Raw genomic sequence first — 21995 nt, 5'->3', positions numbered from 1 at the left:
TCGATCGCAGCCCAATACGAATTCAGCCGCGATCGCAACGCTAACAAACGAGATTGTGAAATACGACACAACCGCTTTTCAAAACGCCTCTGACACGGAGAAATCAACAACTTTAAGACTCGATAATTCCAACGGCTGGATACCGATCGTTTTATCTAATAATCGACGTGGATTTGTTTCGAGCCGATATGCTTACAGCCCGATTGGATATCGAGTTTTGTTTAACAAAGACAGTGGTGAATGGAAGATGCAAGCTTTTGTCACCGGAGATTAGTTGCCTTGGCGATGTCCGTCAGGATAAATCGTAAACGCATCGACGATCGCGCCTGTGAGGTCGAGATCCGTCGATCGCGATAAGTTCGCCCCGCTCAAATTTGCACCATTCAGATTCGCTTGCTTCAGGTTTGCTCGACTTAGATCTGCTTGTCTCAAATTGGCGTTGCTGAGGTCAGCGTTTACCAAATTTGCCCCACTTAAGTTTGCTCTGCTCAAATTTGCGTCATTCAAACTCGCCAAACTCAAATCCGCTCTCAGAAGTGCCGCATCCTCCAAATCTGCATCATCCAAATTCACTTGGTGTAATTGAGCATCACTAAGTTCGGCGCTTTTAAGCTGCGTTGCACTCAAGTTTGCTTGATGTAAATTGGCATAAGGTAAGTACGCACGATTTAAGCGACTGCCAGCTAGATTAATTCTGACTAACCTTGCTTCAAAAAAGTTAGCTTGCTCTAAGTTACAGTTCTCAAATTCTCGTTCTCCCTGGTTGTATCTTGCAATCAATACCTCAGCCGCGATCGTCTCCATTGTTGTTCTAGACTCTGCTTGTCGCATACGCCTCCTATAGAAACGTAAAGAGTATTTCTGACAAGTTAAGAATATTTAACATTTTCTTTAGAGATCACTCAGTGATTTTAGGGGGGAATGGAGTGTCTCGTTTCCTTTTCAGCCCTCTCCTTCCTACCCCACTCTCTACTCCTTTCAGCGTTCACCAATCAAACAAGATCGCTACATACGAATTTGTTTTCCGGATATCTAGCTCCCCACCCTGATCTCATGTCAATATCAGAAACAGTACGCAGTCTAAAAATTAGCTATGCCGGACTTGCAAGTGTCGATCGCTGAACACTATCACGAACGCACCAAATACGACCCGCAAACGATTCACACCAACAGTCAAGCGCTGAACTGGGAAGAGCAGCCAATCCCGTTCAAGTCCTACAAGTTTGGAGCCTCGATCGACCTGAAGCCTTATCTCAGTGAAGAATCGAAAGACGATTGGTGGCAGCGACTTTCTAAACTGCTTGTCTGTAGCTACGGTTTGACGGGCGCGATTCCCACCAATGGAGAGCCGCATTATCTGCGATCGTCTCCTTCTGCGGGGGGACTGTATCCGGCTGAAGTCTACCTAATTTCTCGCGGAACCCCGGACTTACCTGCTGGACTTTACAACTATCAAGCAAAAACCCATACCTTACTGCATTTTTGGGAGGCGGAGGTCTGGAACTCGCTTCAGTCGGCGTGTTTTTGGAATCCGGCTTTAGAGCAGACCCAATTTGCGATCGTGTTGTCTGCGGTGTTTTTTCGCTCAGCTTGGCGCTATCAAGATCGGGCGTATCGGCGAATTTTTCTCGACACTGGACACTTAATTGGGAACATTGAGCTTGCTTGCGCCATGACGGATTTTCGTCCGCATTTGATTGGCGGATTTGCGGATGAAGCGATCAATCAATTGTTATACTTCGATGAAGAACAAGAAGGTGCGATCGCAGTGTTACCGATCGCTGACTTATCCAAAGTTCGAGAACACTTGCCGCTGGCTCGAACCGCACTTCCGACTGCACCGCAGCTAGACTATCCCAAGATTCCCGATGGTGGATTGCTGAGCTATTTTCACCAAGCGACTCAAATTCCCTACAATGCCCATGCAAAAGTAAACTGGACTGTTCCCGAATCTGAGGAACATTCGGATAAATACAATTTTCCGTTTTGTTTGAAAGTTTCGACCGTTTGCCATCCAATTCACTGGGATACAAACTTACGCGGACTTGAGCAAACCATGATTCACCGTCGATCAACCCGTGCGTTTAGCGGTGAACCTCTGCTGCTTGAAGAACTCAACGCGATTCTAGATTTTGCTTATCAACCCCAGCATTACATTGATCAACACCTCGATCGTTCTCCCGATTATTTCGATTTGAACTTAGTTGAAACCTTTGTTGCCGTTTCGGGTGTCACTAACCTCGAAGATGGTTGTTATTACTATGCTCCTAGAGCGCAAGAGCTTCGTCAGATTCGATTTAAGAACTTCCGACGTGAACTGCATTTTCTGTGTTTAGGTCAAGATTTGGGGCGGGATGCAAGCGCGATCGTGTTTCACACCGCAGATTTAAAGAAAGCGATCGAGCAGTATGGCGATCGGGTGTACCGTTATTTGCACATGGATGCGGGACATTTAGGACAGCGCATGAACTTAGCTGCGATTCATTTAGGACTCGGTGCAAGTGGAATTGGTGGATTCTTTGATGATCAAGTGAATGAAGTCTTGGGAATTCCGCCAGATGAAGCAGTTTTGTACATTACGGCGTTGGGTCGTTGCTTGCAGCGCGCTTCGCTTTCGGGGCAGCGATAGACATACCAAACAAAAATTTGGTTCTTTATTGGAGAATAATGCTAGATTTAGCAATCTAAGCAATTGCTTTGTGCATTACTGCTCAGACTGCATAATAAATTTTTGCCGCACTGCATCCTGAATCAAATTTTCCACAAATTCGCCCAACACCGGAGAACCGATCGCAACTGGAGCCATGCGCTTCCTGACCTTCTCCACCGTTACGCCTGCCTTTCTCCAAGTGCCGCCCTCAGTGTAGTAATTGTGCAATAGCGGCTGGAGTCGATCGAGCGCCGCCGCAAATTGAGCATCTAAAGTTTCTCTTGCCTCAAACTCTTCCCAGAGCGATCGCAGTTCCTCACCTAAATTCTCTGGCAACATTCCAAACAAGCGATCGGCGGCTTTCTCTTCGCGTTCGGCTTGGTCTTGCAGCGCGATCGTGTCATAGCAAAACGTATCTCCGGCATCGATTTCAACTAAATCGTGAATCAGCACCATTTTGAGAACGCGCAGTAAATCGACTTGCGGATCAGCATATTCGGCAAGCACGATCGCCATCATCGCCAGGTGCCAGGAATGCTCTGCATCATTCTCGCGCCTCGATTTGTCCATTAAGAGCGTCTGCCGTAAAACATGCTTGAGCTTGTCAATTTCAACGATGAATTGGATTTGCGCTTGCAGTCTTGTAGTAGTCAGTTGCATGAAAAATTTCTCAGTGCTAAACTTGCGGTCAAACGCTACGGGTAGCGTAGAATAAACAAATCAAATCCTACTCACGGCGTATCTGGAAATTAATTCTGTCGCTAGAATAGGTGTATCAGTAGAGAGTGATCATGAACGTTCCTCGCCTGCATCCAGACACGATCGAACAAGTCAAACAACGCGCTGATATTGTCGATGTCGTTTCGGAACACGTTGTCCTGAAGAAGCAGGGCAAGGATTTTGTCGGCTTGTGTCCGTTTCATGATGACAAATCTCCGAGCTTTACGGTGAGTCCGAGCAAACAGTTTTATTACTGCTTTAGCTGTGGAGCGGGGGGCAATACGATCAAGTTTCTCATGGAGTTGGGCAAACGCAATTTTAGCGAAGTTGTCTTAGAACTGGCGAATAAGTACCAAGTTCCAGTACAAACGCTGCAAGCTGAGGATCGTCAGGAGTTCCAGCGTCAACAGTCGGTGAGAGAACAGCTATACGAGATTTTGGCGATCGCAGCTAAATTCTACGAACACGCCTTACAACAGTCCCACGGCGCAGAAGCGCTCTCCTATCTGAAGCGCGATCGCAAACTTTCCCCGGAAACAATCCAGCAATTCCAACTCGGTTTTGCTCCTGCTGGATGGGAAACGTTGTCTAAGTATTTAGTCGAGCAAAAGCGCTATCCGGTTGTGATGGTGGAAAAAGCCGGATTGTTGATTCCGCGCAAAAATGGTGAGGGATATTACGATCGCTTCCGTAACCGTTTAATGGTTCCAATTCATGATTCTCAAGGTCGCGTGATTGGATTCGGTGGACGAACTTTAAGCGACGAACAGCCGAAGTATCTGAACTCTCCTGAAACGGATCTATTTGATAAAGGGAAGACGCTTTTTGGATTGGATAAAGCGAAGAGCGCGATCGCGAAACAAGACCAAGCCGTTGTGGTTGAAGGCTATTTCGATGTGATTGCGCTTCATACGGCTGGAATTACGAATGCAGTGGCTTCACTTGGAACAGCCTTAAGTGTGGCTCAAGTGAAACAACTTTTGCGCTTTACTGAATCCAAGCGAATTGTGTTTAACTTTGATGCCGATCGTGCAGGAGTCCAAGCAGCAGAACGAGCGATCGGAGAAATTGCAAATCTCGCCTATCAAGGAGAAGTTCAGCTTCGGATCTTGAACACTCCCGATGGTAAAGATCCGGATGACTATCTCAAGCATCATTCAGCACAAGACTATCAAGCCTTGCTCGATCGCGCCCCACTTTGGCTAGATTGGCAGATTGAACAAGAAATACTGCATCAAGACCTGAAACAATCCGATCAGTTCCAGAAGGCAGTGATGGCGATCGTGTCTCTGCTTGGAAATCTTCCCAATCCCTCGCTGCGAACACACTACATTCATTACTGTGCAGAACTCTTGAGTCAGGGCAACAGTCGGTTAGCTCGGCAAATTGAAGAAAACTTACGGCTGCAAGTGCGGGGGCAACGGTGGCATGGTCGATCTCAAAAATGGCAAACTCCGGGCGATCGCAACCTACTCGAAGAATGTGAATCTCAGCTATTGCGCCTCTACCTTCATGCACCGGAATGTCGCGTTCAAATTAGAGCCGCGATCGATGCCCAAGATCTCGAATTTAGCCTGTCACACCATCGCTTTCTCTGGCGGCAAATTTGCGAGATCGAGCAAGACAATCTCGATTGTGATTTGTTTGAGCAACTGCGCGATCGCACTCACGACTTCCCGCGCGAAATGTCTCAGGTCTATTCGCTGTTTGAACTCGACGAGAAGACCAAGCGCGACATTCTCAGAGCGCCACTTGTGATTCGTTCTGCTACGGCTGGAATTGAGCGCGTCATGTGCGAAAAACGCTATCGGCACTTCCTTGATCTTTGGGAAAAAACAGATCTCAGCACCACACCCGATCTGGGACAGTTCTATCAGCAAAAAGCCTATGTTGAGAAACAGCGAATTACAGAACTCGATCGTCTGCGTCAAGTCAGTTTTGTTGACCTAGTACAAGCACCGATCGCGGTCGATTAAGCTTGATCGAGTCGAATTGCTTGTTCTAACGCAGCCTTCTCTCTGGCTCGATCGACAAACGGCTGTAACTCGGATAGCTCTCGTCGCGTCAGGACTTGTAAGTTTGCGATCGACATTCCTCGCATGAGTAGCTCAACACACCAAGTTTGAAACGCTTGCTCGATCGTGGGTGGTTTCAAAATGCCCTCTGTGAGACTACTCCAGCGCTGCAACAAATCTGCTTCGGTGATCGGCTGACCGCTTGAATTGAGAAACATCGCTGGCGAAACATCTTTGCGGCTTTTAAGCCATTGAGTCAGCGGATTTTTTGTATATGAACCGTAACGCTTTCCTAAAATCCACTGATTGAGCGGACGAACAAACTCTTGAGCAAGCTGTAACTGTTGTTGGTGTCGAGTCGAGGAATAGTCCGATCGTCTTAGTTGCACCAATTCACCCGCACTTAGTCCCGCCCCAAATAAAACATACGCGATCGCATAGTCTTGCAATCCTCGCTTTTTAGCACGTTGAAAAATCGAATGCACCATATCAGCGCTCAAATCCCGAACTCCTGAAGGAATCGACTGGGAAGGCTGAAGCGCCCCTTGTAAAAACAACGTGACAAGGTTCGACACGAATTCTTCTCGGCTCTGCCAAAGTTCGTGAAATTCGCTAGTGAACTCAATCACGGCATACCCTAGCAGCATTCCATTCAGCAAGCTTGCAAGCGTCTCCGCAGGCAGATTTGGCTGCATTTGACGACGCTGAATCATCTGATCAAAATACTCCGCCACATAGCGATTCGCCTGAGTCAGACCCCGCCCCAACGCTTTGCGATTCTCAGCTGGATATTGCCCTGCTTCTCCGACCACCGATCGCACCATTTCGGGAACTCGCTCCAAGGCTTCTAGACAAGTTGTGGCATATTCTTTCAGCGCTTGATCAATGTAATCTGCTTGATCGGCTTGTTGTACCAGCGTTTGACCCAGTTCTGTAAACACCGCCGCTTCCTCGATCGCGGCTAACAGCAATCCATGTTTATTACCAAAATGCCGAAACAGCGTGACTTCGTTGACCTCTGCTAATTCAGCGATCTGTTTGGTCGTCGTCTCGGTGACACCGTGAGCCGTAAATAGCTCCAGTGCCGCTTGAATCAGCCTTTGGCGAGTGGTCATTCGAGGAGTAGGCATAAATAATGCAAGTGCTACTTGCAGAAAAGCTCATCCGTTGTTAGGCTACAGATGCAAGCGGCACTTGCAAATGCGTTTCTCAACTGTAACGGATTTCGTCAAAAGTTGAAAATGCAACTTGAGATCGGACTGAATCAAGACCGATCGTTGTCAACTTAGTAAAGGATTTTCATGACTTCTAATTCTATTCAAGCCGACTCCGAACAAGCTCTCAAACTGGAGTGGACGAACGTTGCGTTTTTCGGAGCCTTTCACGCTCTGGCACTCACTGCCCCCTGGTTTTTCTCCTGGAAAGCCCTCGGCGTGATGATTTTTTTACATTGGCTATTTGGTAGTATTGGCATCTGTTTAGGTTTTCACCGCCTGCTGACACATCGAAGCTTACAGGTTCCCAAACCTTTGGAATATGCGTTGGCGGTGATTGGAACACTGGCGCTACAGGGTGGTGTAATTTTCTGGGTGGCGGGCCATCGGATGCACCACTTGCATACAGAAGATGTAGACAATGATCCCTATTCAGCCAGTCGCGGCTTCTGGTGGAGCCATATGGGATGGGTGCTGTATCCCCGCGATAAGTTTTTTAACTATGAGTCTTATCGACAATTTGCGCCGGATCTGGCTCGTGATCCGTTCTATCGTTGGCTCGATCGCACTGAAGTTTATCTTGCGCTGCAAATTCCGATGGCGATCGTGCTTTATCTATTAGGCGGTTGGTCATTTATTATTTATGGCTTAGTGTTGCGGGCGGTGTTGTTGTGGCATAGCACCTGGTTTATTAACTCGGTCACGCATCTGTTTGGCTATACAAACTATGAAGCAGAGGATAATTCACGCAATCTTTGGTGGGCAGCGTTGATTACCTACGGTGAAGGTTGGCACAACAATCACCATGCTCAGCCGAATGTGGCAAAAGCGGGTCGGAAATGGTGGGAAATTGATGTGACGTGGTGGGCAATTCAGGTGTTGCGATCGCTTGGTTTAGCTCGTCGTGTGGTGATGCCGCCGAATTGAGTTAATTTAATCAGCAGAAGGCCAAAACGCGATCGAGTGCGATCGCGTTTTGATGTTTTTATAGCGGTCGCCAATAGTGTTGCGGTATCGAACGAGACTTAGTGGGCACTCTAACCTTGTTGAGTCGTTGGGTCGAGATCGAGCCAAAAGCATACAGTCAGGATTGACGAGAAAAAGCCATTGCAGCCCTAGACCGAGGTGTGCCAAAGAGCGAAGTGATTCAGATGTTCAACATCAGTCGGGATAGTCTTGAGCGTTGGTTGAAACGGCGCTCAGAGACAGGAAGCTTCCAGGCGACTCAAGGCTATCCGCAGGGCTCCAGCCATCGAATTGTCGATCGGGAAGCATTTCGCGCTTTTGTGAAACGGCAGGGTGACAAGACTCAGGTAGAACTCGCCGAACTGTGGCACGACCGCGTGAGTTCGCGCACCATCTCACGGGCTTTAGCGAAGATTAGATTCACTCGTAAAAAAGACCTGCGGCTATCGCGAACGGGATGAAGTGAAACGAGCGAAATTTCTGCAACAGCTTGCTTTGATTGAACCGTCCCGTCAAGTTTACGTCGATGAAGCAGGTCAAGTCACAAAGCCGTCTATATCAACGTTTTCAGAGTATGGAGCTAAGGGGAGTCGAACTCCTGACCTTCTCAATGCCATTGAGAAAAGTTATTCTCTATACCTTCTGTAAACAGGAAGTTTCGGAGTTTGCAATAACAGCCATACCAGTATCGAACCAATGAAATCTAAGCCCAATAAAATTTTGATTTATAAAAAGATGTGGTAACGGTGGTAACAGAAGGCCAAAAGCCAATAGAAGCAACGTTACCACCTGCTACCACCTCTAAAATCATGGTGGTAGCAGGTGGTAACAGATACAATCTTGATTAGCAGAGCGCAATTAGTGGAAGCCAGTAAGTACAAGGCTTTAGTAGCGTTACCACCTCTCATCCTAAGTGTTACCACCTCGATTTTCTACGTTCCCGATCGCACCGCGGCGGGGAACTCCAAACCCGTCCCTATCCGTAGCGGAAATGGAAGAGAGTGCGAGCGATTAATGAACTCTGATCCCATGCTCTCACCATGGCGATCGAGGCATGGCTGATTCTGGCCGTAATGCTTGATCTAGTCCCTTGGGAATTTCTGATAGAGCATCGCATTGGTCATCCGTATCTTATAGGATGGACTCGACTTTTTAAGCCAAGATCAAAGCGTGAAGAACATTGTTCAAGGAGCAGTTCTCGTTCTTGCGGTTACAGCAGATGCTCTAGTCCGACGAACCAATCCGGTACGCAGGAAATAAAAAGTAACAGACCTTGATTCATCTCCAATCAAGGTCTTCCCATCGATGCCAAATCAAACTAATTCAAAGTATCGACAAGTTGTTTGATTTTTTCTTCCTGTCGCTGCATCATTTGATTTGGAAAGCGCAACTCGATCACAGTGCGATCATCAATTACCTCAATCTGTTCTACCTTCGCTAACAATCGGTTCGGCAAACATTCATCTGCCGTTTGACTCAAGAGCAGGCCAACGAGCGGTTGGTAATAGCTCAGCAGCTTCACATCTTCGATCTCGCCGGATTGAATCTCTAATTGCAAGCTACGGTTACTAATCCGAGTCGCCACTCCTGAATAGAATTGCCCTCTCCAATACAACTGAGCATGAGCGCGAATTTCCTTACGAACTCTCGTCACATTGCTCGGTTCAGGATTGCGCTGTCTAAACGAGCGCGTCAAACTACCCAGAATAAATTTGAACGATTCCAGCGGATCATCCACGTTTTCCCGTTGCTGCGAATACCACTCACGCACATCAGAATAAATCACAACGCTAAGGGCATCCAGTTGAGCGCGGGTGAGATCGATAAACTCGATCGATAAACTCGCCTGAGTTTCATTCACAGGAACGACACGAATAATCTGTCCTTTGACAAACGCTCTCCCTCCGTAATCCCCAATTAATTCAATTTCCGCATCTTCGAGAAAATCTGCCCAATGATCCACCATTAATTGGCAACCCGTTTCACTCACATTCAGGGTGCGTCCTTGAATCACTGCACCATTGGTGTAAAGCACTGCGGATAATTTGCGATCGAGCCGATGTGCCCGTCTTAATTGCGGTTGTTCCAATGCTACTAATAACGCTGACACAATCAGAGCCAGATTAAAGAAGCTCCAAACCATATTGACTAACACAGCCTCAGAGTCTTGAGGGCGCAGAATCAACCAAAACGGAACTGCGGCAACTCCAGCCGTCACCAATAATGCCACAATCAGCAATGCTTTCGCTGATCCCCAGTCAAAGCTCCGCTTAGTGACAGACAATCCTTTATCAGTCACGTTAAAGCTTCCCAACCTCGGATTCAACACCGCCAGCATCGTCACAACTCCAGCATGGTATGACATCGCAAACTCATAAATTTCATTCCAGAAGGAGAAGCGAACATTCTTGTAAGTGATGTAGTTAGCGTAGATTGACACGAAGAAGTGAGGAAGTGCATACGCTAAAGTTTCAATCCCCAATCCTCGAATTGGATTAATACCGAATACGAGAAACATCGCGGGAGCCAGCGCATACATCAATCGAGGAAACCCATAGAAGAAGTGTGAGGTGGCACTGAAATAACAGATTCGTTGCCCGATCGATAATTTCAGTTTCGGGTTGAACAATGGGTTCTCAAGCCGAAGAATTTGTGCCATTCCCCGTGCCCATCGAATCTGTTGACCGACATAAGCTGAAAATTTCTCTGGAGCGAGTCCCGCCACCATAATTCTGTCGTAGTAAACCGATTCATACCCTAGAGAATGTAAACGCAGTGAGGTATGACAGTCTTCTGTCACAGTTTCAACTGCAATCCCACCCACTTCCAACAGGTGTGATTTTCTGACAACCGCAGCAGACCCACAGAAGAAAGCCGCGTTCCAAAAGTCATTTCCTTTCTGTAGCACTTTGTAAAATAGTTCGTTACCCACTGGAATTTTACCGCCCGTCTGCAAGTTCCGCTCGAACGGATCAGGGTTATAAAACCAGTGCGGTGTCTGAACGAGTGAGACTTTGGGATTGTAGAAAAATCCAACAGTATCCTTGAGAAAATGACGGACTGGAATATGGTCACAGTCTAGAATCAGAACCAGATCGCCACCTGTTCGACGCAGGGCTGTATTAATGTTTCCAGCTTTTGCGTGATCATTATTGTCGCGGGTTAGAAGAGTGCAACCAAGTTCTTTACACATCTGCCGCAGTTGTTCCCGCCTTTCTCGAAATTTCTCAGCGCGACCATCATCGAGAATGTATACCTTCTTTTTATCGGCGGGATAGTCGATCGCTAAGGCTCCCAGCGCCGTCTTGCGAACAATTTCAACATCTTCGCTGTAAGTGGGAATGTAGATATCAACTTTGAACCACTGTTTCTCAGGAAGAGTGGATAAATCAACAGGCTTCCGCTCTTTTAGCTTCAAGGTTTGAAAGAATGCTAGAGCTAATGTCAAAATTGCATAGAGTTCTGCCAGAAACAACAGCACGCTACAAGTTGTATCAAGCCATCCAGTCGTAAGATTCAGTGTGTAGTTCGTGCGATAGTACAGATACCGGAAGGTCGTAATCAAGCTTAGCCAAACCATGAACAAGTGCAGATACTCGCTGGCTTGACCTTTTGCGTGCTTGTGTTCGATATCGGTCACTGCCCATCCCAAACCAACCATGATCACTGCTACGACTCCTTGCTGCCAGATTTCGAGTGGAGTCACAATCAGAGGAACAGACAGAACGAGCAGCACGCTCATTAATAGAACAAGCTGAGAGGCGCTATTTTTCTGGAGAAGTCGATCGAAGAACGTGGGAATCAGATCGACAAACCAACCTAATACCCGCTGTCCTTTACTCCGATACCGTTTTGAAGGAGTTGAATTTGTCATGATGATTTACCCCGCAACGCGCTTGAGGAAAAGCTGAGCAATTCCGTACAACAAGAGGGAACTGGTGATAATGCCGATTGGCACGAGATACCACTGTTCTTGAAGTAGCTGTCTAGCTTTGCTCAAAGCATTAGTATCTTCAATTCGTCGCCGCTCTGACTGGTTCAGGAACTGCATCTGATAGGCATTGGAATCATACGGCGATGGGTTCACTTGATTGGTGCTGATCAAGACGGTATCTTCTTTCAGCTGATAGAACCAAAGGTCATTGCTCAAGACATCCTGGATTTGTTTCAAGCCTGAATCTGTTTGGGCAGTTAGCGCAATCATCACACGATCGAGATTCCAAGGCGACAACATACTTTTAATCATGCCGCCTTGATCCGGTAGAGCATGAATTTGATCTTTACCCGATTCTCGTGCAAAAGCATCCATGATACGGAATCCAGATTTTGATTCGAGCATTTCTTTGACAGGGAAGCGATCTCGCACTCCAATCGCCACTAAATGTCGATCGGCTTTTACAGATTCAGGCAAATTCGCTGTCGTGAATACATCAAGTTGTACAGAATTTGCTTGACTGAGTCGTCCCATCCGTTCGCTGAATTTTAGGAGCGTCATCACATCTGCTTCCGTTGGAGAATCAGGAACGACGATCGCCGTTTTCGACAAGTCTTGAGGTGCAGTCAATGGATAACCCGTGGTCAACAGTTTAAGATCCGGAAGCTCAACAGAGTATTCACGTTTCAGATTGAAATCAGTTGTGCTATGAACTGTTCCCCAAAGCTGTTGATCGCTGACTTGACCGCACTTCGCTGTTTCTTTAGGGTACAAATCAAAGGCAACATCAATTACCGAGTCTGACTTGATTAAGTTCGGTGGCAAATCAACATTGAGTAATTCGTTAGTTGCCCCATCATCTGAAGTTAGCCTCTTGCTCCCGATTGTGACTCCATCAATTCTCACGGAGATCGATGATTTACGCGGATTGACTTGAGCACTGTAGCTATATCTCAGATTCATCGAGCTACCCCGCAACATTCGAGTGTCGGGTAATGCTCGGAACTGAAACTGTACAGGAGGCGCAGAAGTTCCACGCACGGTGACATCTTTGAACGGTTTATTGTCCAATCCCTCCAAAGCACTGAGTTGAAAGGAATCCTGAAGTGGAAGATAGCGATCCCAACTTCGAGGATTCGGGGATGCAACCTCAGCGACATCGCGAACCAGAACAACCTGCCCAGAGCCAATCTGACTGCTGCTCGGTTGTACCAGGAATTGAACCGCTTTCGCAACACCTTCTGCTCCATTTCCAGATGCGATGATTACTGGGACACTTCCATCCTTCAGCGTTGTCAGCATCAAAACTCCCACATTTTCAGGCAGTGCCGCTTTACTACCATCTAGGATCTGATTGTTCGCAATGTTCAGAGGGAGTTTCAACGATTTGAGCGTAGGCTGATCTTGAGGAGTTCCGATGATCACTAAGCGATCGTCCCACTCGATTTTTTGGGTGTCTTTGACCAAGTTGGTTTCGAGCGAACGAAAATCTGACAATCGCCCAAAATGTGTGTGAAAACGGCTCGTTGCAGTTAACCAAGCCTCATTGATCTGAGCAGGCAATAGATAGTTCAAACGGGGTGTATCTAAGCCAAGATTGTCAAAGAACGGGAACGGATAGCGGCTAAAATCTAGTGCAAGTGGCTGAGGTTGATAGTCCAGAATCACTTTCGAGTCAGGCAGCACTTCTGACCATAACGCTTTATCGTCGGGATTCGCGCAGGTTGCGGAATTTGTCTGTTGAGCCACTAGCGTAATCTCATTGTAGTCCTGAACGAGATTGGTTGGAATGTTGATGATCGCTTCTCCAATCTGAGTATTTTTTAAGTTCATCGGAACACTGCCAATGCTTGTATCATTCACGCGCACAATCAGATTCGATTTGTCAGAAACGATCGCGGGAGAGTGCTGGAAGCGAATAACAGCTTTAGCAGATTTCACGTTCCAATTTTTCGGACGAGTGAAGCCGACTCGTGCCTCTGCGTAGGTTCCTTGTAAACGGAAACGGTTGCCGATTGCCGGACTCCGACTAAAATCCAGAATATACTGGCTCATCGGTGCTGCATTTGGAGTTTTGAGAATCTCCGCTTTCTTCCCAAACTGAGGTGCAGGTGCTGAAGATTCCCCAGCTATAGGTTCAGAAGGCGCGACATAGGGTTCGCTCACTGCTTCGACAGGTGCGGGGTCAGGAGCTGGGGCAGGTTCTGGCTGATACGCTGGCGCTTGTGGGCGGTAGATGGGTGCTTCAGCAGGCGTACTTGGTAGCTTGAAGTCTCGAATGAGTTGCTCTTCTTGTTTTTGAATACCTTGTGCAGAACCCGCGATCGAGTATTGAGCATGAAGCAGAACGATCGCGAGTCCGGTAACTAACCCGGCACAGCATAAGATTAGCGTGCGTGTCAGCATAGTTTTAGAGCCTCGGCGCGAGGATTGATCTGATAACCGTTTATTCATGGAAGGGATACGTTTTCAGCTTGAGTAGATTTAGTGAGGTAAGTTGCCAGGGTGTTGGGTGGGAACAGACCAAACCAGGCGAGATTCTGAGAGTAGTAAGCGGAATCGTTATCCCAGAATCCATTTCGATAAGAGGGCAATAGCTTTTGAGTAAAAATTTCCTGTGCGATCGCAGGATCGATCACGCGGAAAGCAGCATACAACATGCCGTATTGGGAGGTGGCTTCATAGTCCACAAGCGGACGACCTTGCAAATCGAGCTTGGCTGGAATTTTGCGCTCTCGTTGCCACATCTGTTTGAGATAGCCAAGATGTGCCTTGAGATAGGCTTTTGCTCTCGGTTCTCCAAACCAAGTGGCATCCAGCGCCACGCGCCACCAAACTCGAATGGCATCGAAGCTATATTGGGTAATCAGTGAACTGCTGGGATCAATCGCGGTATAGAATCCGGTTTTTGGATCAACAGCAATCCAATCACTCGGTAAGCCCACAGGCGAAATGTCCGAGGATTGCTCTAACATCTGATAGCTACTATCTACAAGACTGAGCCAATCGCGCTCTGAATCAACTTGGGAAAAGAGGCGAAAGGCATAAGGGGCAAGGTAGGACGGATTAGCTTTGAGCTTTTCGTTGCGTTGAAAGAGCGCGATCGCTCCTGGGAGTAGATATCGCTTTCCATCTATGGGAAATGGGATCGTTGCGTGTGCCCAAAGGTCTTTTAACTTGATACGCGCCAGCTTGAGGTAATCGGGACGCTGCCATCGCCTAGATGCCAAGATTAAGGCAGTGATTGCATCAATATCCGCATCACTAGCAACATTAGCATCGAGAATGCCCCAGTAACCCTTTGGATTATGTCCCCATTTCCATGCCCAAAGAGAATCGATCGATTTGTTATTTTTGTCCCGTCGCTGGAGGTTCGTCTCTGCCCATTGAAGTGCGATCGCAAATGTTTCAGGATCGTTCATCATAACCGCTCGTAGCAGGGCGTAAGCTTGACCTTCCGAGGTCGACCGTCCATTGGCTTCCCAATCGATGACTCGTCCATCCACTTGAATAAACCGCTTGCGATAAGCCGTCCAACTTTCAGTCAGCAATGAACGATAATTAGCTACCTCAACACTTGATACAGAAGTAGAGCGTTGAGGTGATGCTATAGAAGTAGAGTGTTGAGGTGAAGCCGCACAGGAAACTAGACCTCCGAGCCCAATCAATCCAGCCATAGTCAATCGTACAAGCAAGCGCAACATATTGATTACCACCAAATTTAATAGCGCTCCCACGGGGTTTGAAATCCGCGTTGTTGTAGCATTCCTTCTTGAACTCTCTGGATACGTTGTTCCAGTTCAGGATCTGATGTTCCTTGCTCTGCCTGTTGGATCTTGAGAGATTCAAATTGATCCAATGCCGTGAGCGGTTGACCTTGAGCAGCCGTTAGTTCTGCCAGCGATCGCTGGGCAGCCCGATTATCTGGGTCAAGCTCTAAGATTTGAGAGTACAAGCTGGAAGCTGAGGCAAACTGTTGCTGCTGGAATCGCACACCGCCCAGACCAGACAAGGCATCGAGGTTTCCCGGTTGTACTTTTAAGATGGCTTGATAAGCATCTTCGGCTCGATTAGGGTTGCCCAGCGACTGTTCAAGTTGAGCTTTGAGAAAAAGAAGCGAGATGTTTGAGCGATCGTCAGAAGAGGTTTGACGAACTTTTACCATCAGTCGATTTGCTTGCGCTCTTGCCTGTCTCGGATCGCGGCTGGCTAGCAATTGAATCAACCGCACCTGAACAGGCGCATTCGTGGGATCAGCTTCAATCAAAGCCTTATATAACGACTCACGGCTCCGATCGCTGGGCAAGACACCAACCAGTGTATAGAGTTCTGAGGGAGTCTCTGAGGGTCGGGATTGCAAGAATTGAGCGAGTACCGTTTCAGCTTCGCTTTCCGAGATTGTTTTGGCTTGGTAAGCAACTGCTGCCCGACCCAGTTGAAGTTGTGTATCTTCTGGATTCTCTGCAATTAAGCGATCGTACAATTTCAGCGCTTCATCAAATCGATTCTGAGCAAGTCGTAGTCCTGCTAAAGAACGAATTGCGCCAGATTTGAGATCGGCACTGGTTGCATTATCTGAAATTAAAGCTTCATATCGTTTTGCGGCAGATTCAAGATTGCCTTGCTTGCGATCAAGTTCTGCGAGTAACAATTCAGGAGCTTGATCGCGTGAACCAACCGAAGTCGATTGATATCGGGCTAGAGCCTCTTTTGCGCCCTCGAATTCATTTTGCTCAATCAGGATTTGAGCAAGACGGAAGTTTAAGAATGGCTCATTGATCCCGTTGCGAATCAATCGCTCGTAGATCGGTAAAAATTCAGGATCGGGTTCTAGGCGAACTAACGCCTGAGCGATTGCGAATTGTTGGGCAGGCTCATTCGGAATCGATTTCAGAATTGGTCTTAATTGCTGGCGGATTGCACTATCGGTAAGCGTTCCAAGTTGAGCTTCTAGCGCCAATTTTTGAATGATTAACGTCTGATTAGCCGGTTGCTGCTGAGCGAGTTGACGGTAGAGTTGCAGTGCCGTTTTACGCTCTTTGGGAATGCTGCTGAACACATCTGCAATTTCTCGCAGCAGAACTGGAGAAGGATTGGCTGCCTCATTCAGGACTTGACGGTAGAGCGCTCCAGCTTGTGCGACCAGTTCAGGCTGATTCTCTTGTCTGCCCAATTCGTTCAGGGCACGCGCCAAAGGTAAACGAGCATCGGATCGATCGCGTAATGGATCAAGAATTGCTAATGCTTGGGTGGCTTGACGGTTTGCAAGATAGGCTTGGGACAATTCCGATCGCACTTGAATACTAAAAGCGTTGGTTTGTCTCGGAAGCTGTCCCTCTAAGATGGCGATCGCTTGAGCAGGATTACCCGAGCCGCGTAAAGCACGAGCGTAAGCGATCGCAGCATTGCCAGTAATGGGGGTGTTCGTGCGCGATCGGTAGCGTTCAAACAGCTCCAGACCTTTCTGTGTATCACCTGCGTAAGTGTAAATTTGCGCGGCTCCTAACAAAACTTCGGGCGTTGGACTAGCTTGCAGAACCATGTCATAATCTGCCAAAGCTTCAGAAAAGCGTCCTTGATAGCCGTACAACAATGCTCGTTGAGCACGAGCTTCTAAGTCTGTGCTATTGAGTCTCAGCAAAGCCGTTAGTGCTTCAATCCCTTGTTTTTGCCACTCTGGTCTAAAGCTAGCTAGAATTCCAACCGTTTTCAGCGCTAACGGATTGTTTGGATCTTGCTGTAATACCCGCTGATAAGCTTGCCAAGCATCAGAATCACGTCCAGCCCGACGGAAAGAAATTGCCAGTCCCAATTTTGCCTCGATCAAGTTGGGATAGCGTTGAATTGATCGCTTGAATGCTGCAATCGCATCGTCTACCCAACCTTTGCCGAGGAGCGTATAGGCTTCACGCACATCGGCAGGAATGGTTTGAGTTTGAGCGATCACCTGTTGAGTTTCTGCAAGGGTGAGCAGAGGAGTCCCGACCAGGAGCCAACCGAGACACAGGGATAGGGTGAACCGTTGCTTGATGCGAACCATGTTAGCGGGGTGTTTGCGAGTGTTCATGGGATCCAGGGGAATCACTGAGTTTGTCTGCCTCTGGGAGTAACATCGAAGTCTGTTCTCAAGCGAATGCCAGCGATCGTTTCAGAGAAGTTGTTGCGCCCTTGGATCGAGAACCCAAGACGCAGATTGGACAGTAACCGGAAGTCATAGTACAACTCCAAGACATCAGGTTGGTTTGCACCACTTTGTCGCCGCAGTCGGTCATTTGATAAAGTACGACCGTAGGCAAGCCCTAGGCGATCGTCCGGTGCGAATAGATCTAAAAAGCTGATGCCGCCGCTGAATGTATCAGCACCTTCGTCTAAATCGAGATTGTTATAGCGTCCGTAGCGCCCGAAAATTCCCATTTTTAAGCTGGGAATGAACAATTCAGCATTCACGCCATATGCTTGTTCTCGATCGCCTTTGAGGACTCCAATTTGTCCTCCACCTCGGCTAATTTGAAAGATCTCTTGGAAGCTACTATTCGAGCCGGAATCGCGATCGCTGGCATAGGTTCCACGTACAATCAAATTGCCATAACGGACACCCAACTCACCCGCAAAGCCATCTAGCGCAAAATCGCCGAGATTTCTAGAGGAAGAAAAAATTGCGGCTTTCGCTTCAATGTTGTCGGTGAGACTAAAATTCACCAGTGCGCCTGGGCGTGAAGCAATTCCAGTTGCGCTCAGAGCAGGATTGGTTTGGAAAACCGGATTAAAGAACTGAGAGGCTCCGTCTTTGGCGAAACTGTTGCGATCGAAATACGAAGTTAAGTCAATCTGACCCACCACAAATCGCAAGTTCGGAATGTCACGCGGTGAAGTTGCAAAGTAAAGTTCCGTGAGATTGAAGCCATTGTCTGGAGTATCCGTGAAGGCGTTACCTGTTGTTAGATCGAGCGTCGCACCGACCAATGCATTTGGAGTCAGCGGATACACTCCAAACAGTCTTGCACGCGCTGAAGTTTGATCGCCCTGATACAAGTAAACACCTTGCAACGTAAGATTTGGCGGAGTAATCGCGGTACTGCGGAGAAATGGGCGACTGCGAGTGAGGGAATCTGCATTGCGACCGGATTGAGCCATCAGATCTGATTTACTGTGAGAGGGATTGAGCGCGATTTCGGTTGGTGCGGATTCAAGATCGATCAATTCTTTCATCACAGTTGGCCGAATGCCCCTCACGACAGAAACCGGAGTTGCAGATCGCGGCTGAGCCGGGAGCAGTCCAGCTTTAACATCTGTTGCAGAGAGGGTAGATGCAACTAATGGAGACCCAGATTCCTCAGCAGGAGGAGGAGGGGGAAGTACGATCGATGAGCCTTTGCTCGGCGGTGCAAAGCTTGGAGTTTGAGCAGCAGCGGACTTTACGGAGGTTGCCTGCCCGGACAGCTGCTGAATCAGATCAGCTTCCGATTGAATCATCGACTGCGGTTCCACGGTCGGCAAAGTGGGTTGTGAGATCGCAGCGATTTGAGCCGCAGAACTTTGAGTTTGCGCGGAAGGATTAGCTTGGGCAGGTTTTCCTGTGTTGATTTCCGCGAATAGGACTGCGATCGCGGAAATCACAATGCAGGACAGGAGAGAACTGAATTTAGCGAACCGGGCTATATCTGACATACCACTCCGTTATGGCTCGATAGACACTCCGTAAAGTGCCGAGAACAAGATTGACGAAGCCCGAATTCCAGAAATATCACTTTGATTTAAGTGATAAATTTTACATAGATTTTGGGCTTATCAAAAATTGACCCCGGGCACTGCGACCGAAATTAATCATCGTGCTTAGGATTCCCGCAGAAATCCGAATCGAACCTCGAATTTTCAATTACTAATATTTTTAGCCTGATTAGTAAAAAACGATACATGTGTTTATGTCAGCCGTAAAACTGGCTCTCGGCATTCAGATGTGAACCGCTCTCGCTGGTGGGGGAATGAATAAAGTGAGCGTCCAATTTTGCGAGCGCTCACCATATCCCCTACGAGAATTCCCTATGAAAGGCTTCCGCAAACTTCTTAGGCTCTGTGCAAGTAGCACATTGATTTCACTGCTGATGCTCTGTACAAGCTGTACTGCCATTCCCTTCTTTGGAAGTGGTCAAACGACTAAAACAGAACTGTCGATGCAAGTTGAGCCAACTCGTGATCCCGGTATTTACAAGGTCACGGGTCAGGCTAACTTGCCAGATCAGACTCGATTGATCGTTCAAGCAATCCGAAATTTACAACCGAGTTCTCAAGTGGAATCAGGACAGTCGTATTCGATCCTGGCACGGACTGAAGTCAAGGTTGAGAAAGGAAAATGGCAAACCTCGCTAAACCTTCTTCAGCAAGACCGATTAGAAGCTTGGCAAAAAACTGCTCGATCTCTGAATCTCAAATCTCAGCCTGAGAAACAAGTCCGATTCTTAGCGGTGACAGAGCCAACAGAGAACTCGATCGAGCTGCAATCTACTGCCATGAGCAATCAGGGAACAAGCGTGCAGTTCACAGCAGATGGAAAAATCTACTTACAGACCGAGCAATTTTTGACGATCGAGCCACCGAGCAGAACCGTAGATGCTGCTGAAAAGCCTACTCAAACGGTTGTGAAAGTGGCAGTTCAACCGATAAACACGACAGCGAAAATGAAACCGCAAACAGATGCCGAATTGTCCACAAAAGCGTGGATGCGATAGATCGAAAGGACGCAACTCAGAACAATCGCCGAGTTGCGTCTTCAGATTATCTGTGTACTGTCCAGGTAGACTCAAGGACTTGAAAGCGTTGTGCTGAGTGATTGAGCGAGGTTGGCTGAGGTGAATTCGAGGAAGGAGCCTTTACGTGGAGGGTAGATTGAATCGTTTCAATTTCAGACATAATGTGCTGAAGCTGGGTTTGGAGATCCTGCATTTTGGCGACCGTCTCTGCTTCAACAGGAGAATGGCTGATCGGGGCAGCTTGAGTGACGGGACGTGAAAATAGAAAGGCTTGAGCAGGATGAAGCAGCGTAGTCGTCAGGAGTTGAGTTGAAACTGGAGTAGGTTTAGCAACGATCTCAGGCTGAGTCGGTGCGGTCACGTTTGCGTGTGCTGGAGGTGTCGCAGGCGGAGCATTGAGAGGGATATCCTCATCAAGGAAAGGTTTCAGTGCCGAATCAGCGAGATAGGCATCAGACATCAATGCCTCTTGTAGCTGAGCTTCTTTTTGTTTAAGTTGCTGCTCGACTTTAGAAAGCTGATCTTCGGCTTCTTTGACTTGACGAGCAGAAGATTTCCACGCGATCGCGGCACAGGTCGTAAAACTCGCACCCAAGCTGAGTAGTCCAGCGAAGGCGAGATAAGAGTTTGCAATCTCCCTGAAGGGTCCCTCAAACACCCGCTCTTCTTTAATTTGAATAGCTAAAGGCTGAGATCCATAGAGCGCGAGAGGAACAGCGAATGCTGAGAAGATTGTGCCAGCAGCAAGTGCAGCAGGGATAAATAACTTTCCGAGTGAAGACATAGGTGAAGTTCTAAGTATCTTGGTTGCCAAAACCGGGTTCTGATAGATGAATCGTGTGTCTTTCGAAACTCCTAACCTAGACCACGGCTTTATGGATTTGAGTATTATCTATTACTATCAACCTTAATCGCTCTGCAAGAAAAAACGGTTATAAATCTGATGAAGAATCGCCAGCTACTGAAAAGTTTCTGTAAAAATTCGGTTGTGGTTCATTACTAAGCTACGGGTTTTTGCTGAGTCCCAAAGCGTTTATTTCCCTTTCATTACTTTGGTTACGCCAAAATACCGCAATCCTAAGTGAGTTATGAAACGCGAAACATTGGGGACACTATGTATGACCTATCGTGCCGTGCTTGGTCTGAAGCAAAGCTATTACGAGTTGTTTCATGCCGCCGGGATTCGCTAGAAAAAGACGCAACCGAGCAATCCGAAGCGCGACCCTGACCTGGTGGAGAAAAAAACTGAGATCGCGACATGGCTCGAAACGCAGCGGGGCGAAATTGAGTGCGGTTGATGGTGCTGTTTGAGAATGAGTGTCATCTGTTGTGGGCCGACTTATGCGGTTATCGGTGGGGCAAAACTAGTGAGCGCCTTGATGCGCCCATCTCGAACACTCGCACCAAACAGACCTACTATGGCGCAATCGACCTCGCGACGAGGCAGTGTTGCATCCAAACCTATGACAAATGCAACTCCGATTCGACGATTGCGTTGTTGCCATTGCTGATGCAACAGTATCCGGGAAATCAATTGGCATGACTATGGGACGGAGCAACGCATCATCGCTCTGCACAAATTCAGACCTTCCTCGAAGCAGTCAATCACGGCCTGCCACAGGAACAGTGGCGCATCACTTGCTTTCGATTTGTATTGAACGACCTGCGATAAAGCCCGATTGAGGATGTGTGGTTACACGACAAACGCTGGATTCGGGAGTGCTATCCGCTGTGCAAATTGTTTGCTAT

The 21995-nt window shown here is 47.7% G+C and carries 16 protein-coding genes; 7 read left to right on the top strand and 9 right to left on the bottom strand.

Annotated elements, in window-relative coordinates; translation table 11 throughout:
- Positions 1-274: hypothetical protein (locus tag H6F51_23720; protein ID MBD1825482.1), on the top strand; the 274-nt coding region annotated here is incomplete at its 5' end.
- Here H6F51_23720 and H6F51_23715 read toward each other — a convergent pair.
- On the bottom strand, positions 271-804 hold the full coding sequence (locus H6F51_23715; protein ID MBD1825481.1) for a pentapeptide repeat-containing protein: 534 nt from the start codon (positions 802-804) through the stop codon (positions 271-273). The genes H6F51_23720 and H6F51_23715 overlap by 4 nt on opposite strands.
- Positions 805-1093: 289 nt before the next feature.
- Here H6F51_23715 and H6F51_23710 point away from each other — a divergent pair, with 289 nt between their 5' ends.
- Positions 1094-2629, top strand: a complete 1536-nt coding sequence (locus H6F51_23710) for a SagB/ThcOx family dehydrogenase (GenBank protein ID MBD1825480.1) — start codon at positions 1094-1096, stop codon at positions 2627-2629.
- A 75-nt stretch (positions 2630-2704) separates the two neighbouring features.
- Here the strand turns inward: H6F51_23710 and H6F51_23705 are convergent, their stop codons facing one another.
- The gene (locus tag H6F51_23705) at positions 2705-3310 is read right to left on the bottom strand and encodes an HD domain-containing protein (protein MBD1825479.1); all 606 of its coding nucleotides are present in this window, start codon (positions 3308-3310) and stop codon (positions 2705-2707) included.
- 131 nt (positions 3311-3441) lie between these two features.
- Here H6F51_23705 and H6F51_23700 point away from each other — a divergent pair, with 131 nt between their 5' ends.
- Complete coding sequence (locus tag H6F51_23700) at positions 3442-5346, top strand: DNA primase (protein ID MBD1825478.1); 1905 nt, start codon at positions 3442-3444, stop codon at positions 5344-5346.
- On the opposite strand, the gene H6F51_23695 is transcribed toward H6F51_23700, so the two are convergent.
- Positions 5343-6515, bottom strand: a complete 1173-nt coding sequence (locus tag H6F51_23695; protein ID MBD1825477.1) for a TetR family transcriptional regulator — start codon at positions 6513-6515, stop codon at positions 5343-5345. The genes H6F51_23700 and H6F51_23695 overlap by 4 nt on opposite strands.
- A 171-nt stretch (positions 6516-6686) precedes the next feature.
- On the opposite strand from H6F51_23695, the gene H6F51_23690 reads away from it, so the two are divergent.
- Both H6F51_23690 and H6F51_23685 read left to right on the top strand, forming a co-directional pair.
- On the top strand, positions 6687-7526 hold the full coding sequence (locus H6F51_23690) for a fatty acid desaturase (protein MBD1825476.1): 840 nt from the start codon (positions 6687-6689) through the stop codon (positions 7524-7526).
- 200 nt (positions 7527-7726) lie between these two features.
- Positions 7727-8026: a hypothetical protein gene (locus H6F51_23685; GenBank protein MBD1825475.1), complete on the top strand. Its 300-nt coding sequence runs from the start codon at positions 7727-7729 to the stop codon at positions 8024-8026.
- 857 nt (positions 8027-8883) lie between these two features.
- Here H6F51_23685 and bcsA read toward each other — a convergent pair.
- From bcsA to H6F51_23660, 5 genes are read right to left on the bottom strand one after another with little or no spacing between them, the layout of a single operon-like run.
- Entirely contained in the window at positions 8884-11439 is a 2556-nt protein-coding gene (bcsA, locus tag H6F51_23680; protein ID MBD1825474.1) for a UDP-forming cellulose synthase catalytic subunit, read from the bottom strand.
- Between the two features lie 6 nt (positions 11440-11445).
- The gene (locus H6F51_23675; protein MBD1825473.1) at positions 11446-13953 is read right to left on the bottom strand and encodes a cellulose biosynthesis cyclic di-GMP-binding regulatory protein BcsB; all 2508 of its coding nucleotides are present in this window, start codon (positions 13951-13953) and stop codon (positions 11446-11448) included.
- Positions 13950-15203 carry a glycosyl hydrolase gene (locus H6F51_23670; GenBank protein MBD1825472.1) on the bottom strand — a complete coding sequence of 418 codons (1254 nt, stop codon included), beginning with the start codon at positions 15201-15203 and terminating at the stop codon, positions 13950-13952. Before H6F51_23670 ends, H6F51_23675 begins: the two co-directional genes overlap by 4 nt.
- Positions 15204-15220: 17 nt before the next feature.
- The gene (locus tag H6F51_23665) at positions 15221-17539 is read right to left on the bottom strand and encodes a tetratricopeptide repeat protein (protein ID MBD1825471.1); all 2319 of its coding nucleotides are present in this window, start codon (positions 17537-17539) and stop codon (positions 15221-15223) included.
- Positions 17540-17580: 41 nt separating this feature from the next.
- Positions 17581-19167: a porin gene (locus H6F51_23660; GenBank protein ID MBD1825470.1), complete on the bottom strand. Its 1587-nt coding sequence runs from the start codon at positions 19165-19167 to the stop codon at positions 17581-17583.
- A gap of 374 nt (positions 19168-19541) precedes the next feature.
- Between H6F51_23660 and H6F51_23655 the strand changes: the two genes are divergently transcribed.
- Positions 19542-20225 carry a hypothetical protein gene (locus H6F51_23655; protein ID MBD1825469.1) on the top strand — a complete coding sequence of 228 codons (684 nt, stop codon included), beginning with the start codon at positions 19542-19544 and terminating at the stop codon, positions 20223-20225.
- A 46-nt stretch (positions 20226-20271) separates the two neighbouring features.
- Here H6F51_23655 and H6F51_23650 read toward each other — a convergent pair whose 3' ends face one another.
- Positions 20272-21030 carry a hypothetical protein gene (locus H6F51_23650; GenBank protein MBD1825468.1) on the bottom strand — a complete coding sequence of 253 codons (759 nt, stop codon included), beginning with the start codon at positions 21028-21030 and terminating at the stop codon, positions 20272-20274.
- A 504-nt stretch (positions 21031-21534) separates the two neighbouring features.
- Here H6F51_23650 and H6F51_23645 point away from each other — a divergent pair.
- Entirely contained in the window at positions 21535-21789 is a 255-nt protein-coding gene (locus tag H6F51_23645) for a transposase (GenBank protein MBD1825467.1), read from the top strand.
- Positions 21790-21995 lie beyond the last annotated feature (206 nt).

The sequence above is a fragment of the Cyanobacteria bacterium FACHB-DQ100 genome (assembly GCA_014695195.1).
Taxonomy (GTDB): Bacteria; Cyanobacteriota; Cyanobacteriia; order Leptolyngbyales; family Leptolyngbyaceae; genus Leptolyngbya.
The sequence above is the reverse complement of the archived record's forward strand: the minus strand, read 5'-3'. Positions and strand labels throughout refer to the sequence as shown.

Coding starts and splice junctions, on each gene's coding strand:
- H6F51_23715 (MBD1825481.1), bottom strand. CDS start 804: ATGGAGACGATCGCGGCTGAGGTATTGATTGCAAGATACAACCAGGGA.
- H6F51_23710 (MBD1825480.1), top strand. CDS start 1,094: ATGCCGGACTTGCAAGTGTCGATCGCTGAACACTATCACGAACGCACC.
- H6F51_23705 (MBD1825479.1), bottom strand. CDS start 3,310: ATGCAACTGACTACTACAAGACTGCAAGCGCAAATCCAATTCATCGTT.
- H6F51_23700 (MBD1825478.1), top strand. CDS start 3,442: ATGAACGTTCCTCGCCTGCATCCAGACACGATCGAACAAGTCAAACAA.
- H6F51_23695 (MBD1825477.1), bottom strand. CDS start 6,515: ATGCCTACTCCTCGAATGACCACTCGCCAAAGGCTGATTCAAGCGGCA.
- H6F51_23690 (MBD1825476.1), top strand. CDS start 6,687: ATGACTTCTAATTCTATTCAAGCCGACTCCGAACAAGCTCTCAAACTG.
- bcsA (MBD1825474.1), bottom strand. CDS start 11,439: ATGACAAATTCAACTCCTTCAAAACGGTATCGGAGTAAAGGACAGCGG.
- H6F51_23675 (MBD1825473.1), bottom strand. CDS start 13,953: ATGAATAAACGGTTATCAGATCAATCCTCGCGCCGAGGCTCTAAAACT.
- H6F51_23670 (MBD1825472.1), bottom strand. CDS start 15,203: ATGTTGCGCTTGCTTGTACGATTGACTATGGCTGGATTGATTGGGCTC.
- H6F51_23665 (MBD1825471.1), bottom strand. CDS start 17,539: ATGGTTCGCATCAAGCAACGGTTCACCCTATCCCTGTGTCTCGGTTGG.
- H6F51_23660 (MBD1825470.1), bottom strand. CDS start 19,167: ATGTCAGATATAGCCCGGTTCGCTAAATTCAGTTCTCTCCTGTCCTGC.
- H6F51_23655 (MBD1825469.1), top strand. CDS start 19,542: ATGAAAGGCTTCCGCAAACTTCTTAGGCTCTGTGCAAGTAGCACATTG.
- H6F51_23650 (MBD1825468.1), bottom strand. CDS start 21,030: ATGTCTTCACTCGGAAAGTTATTTATCCCTGCTGCACTTGCTGCTGGC.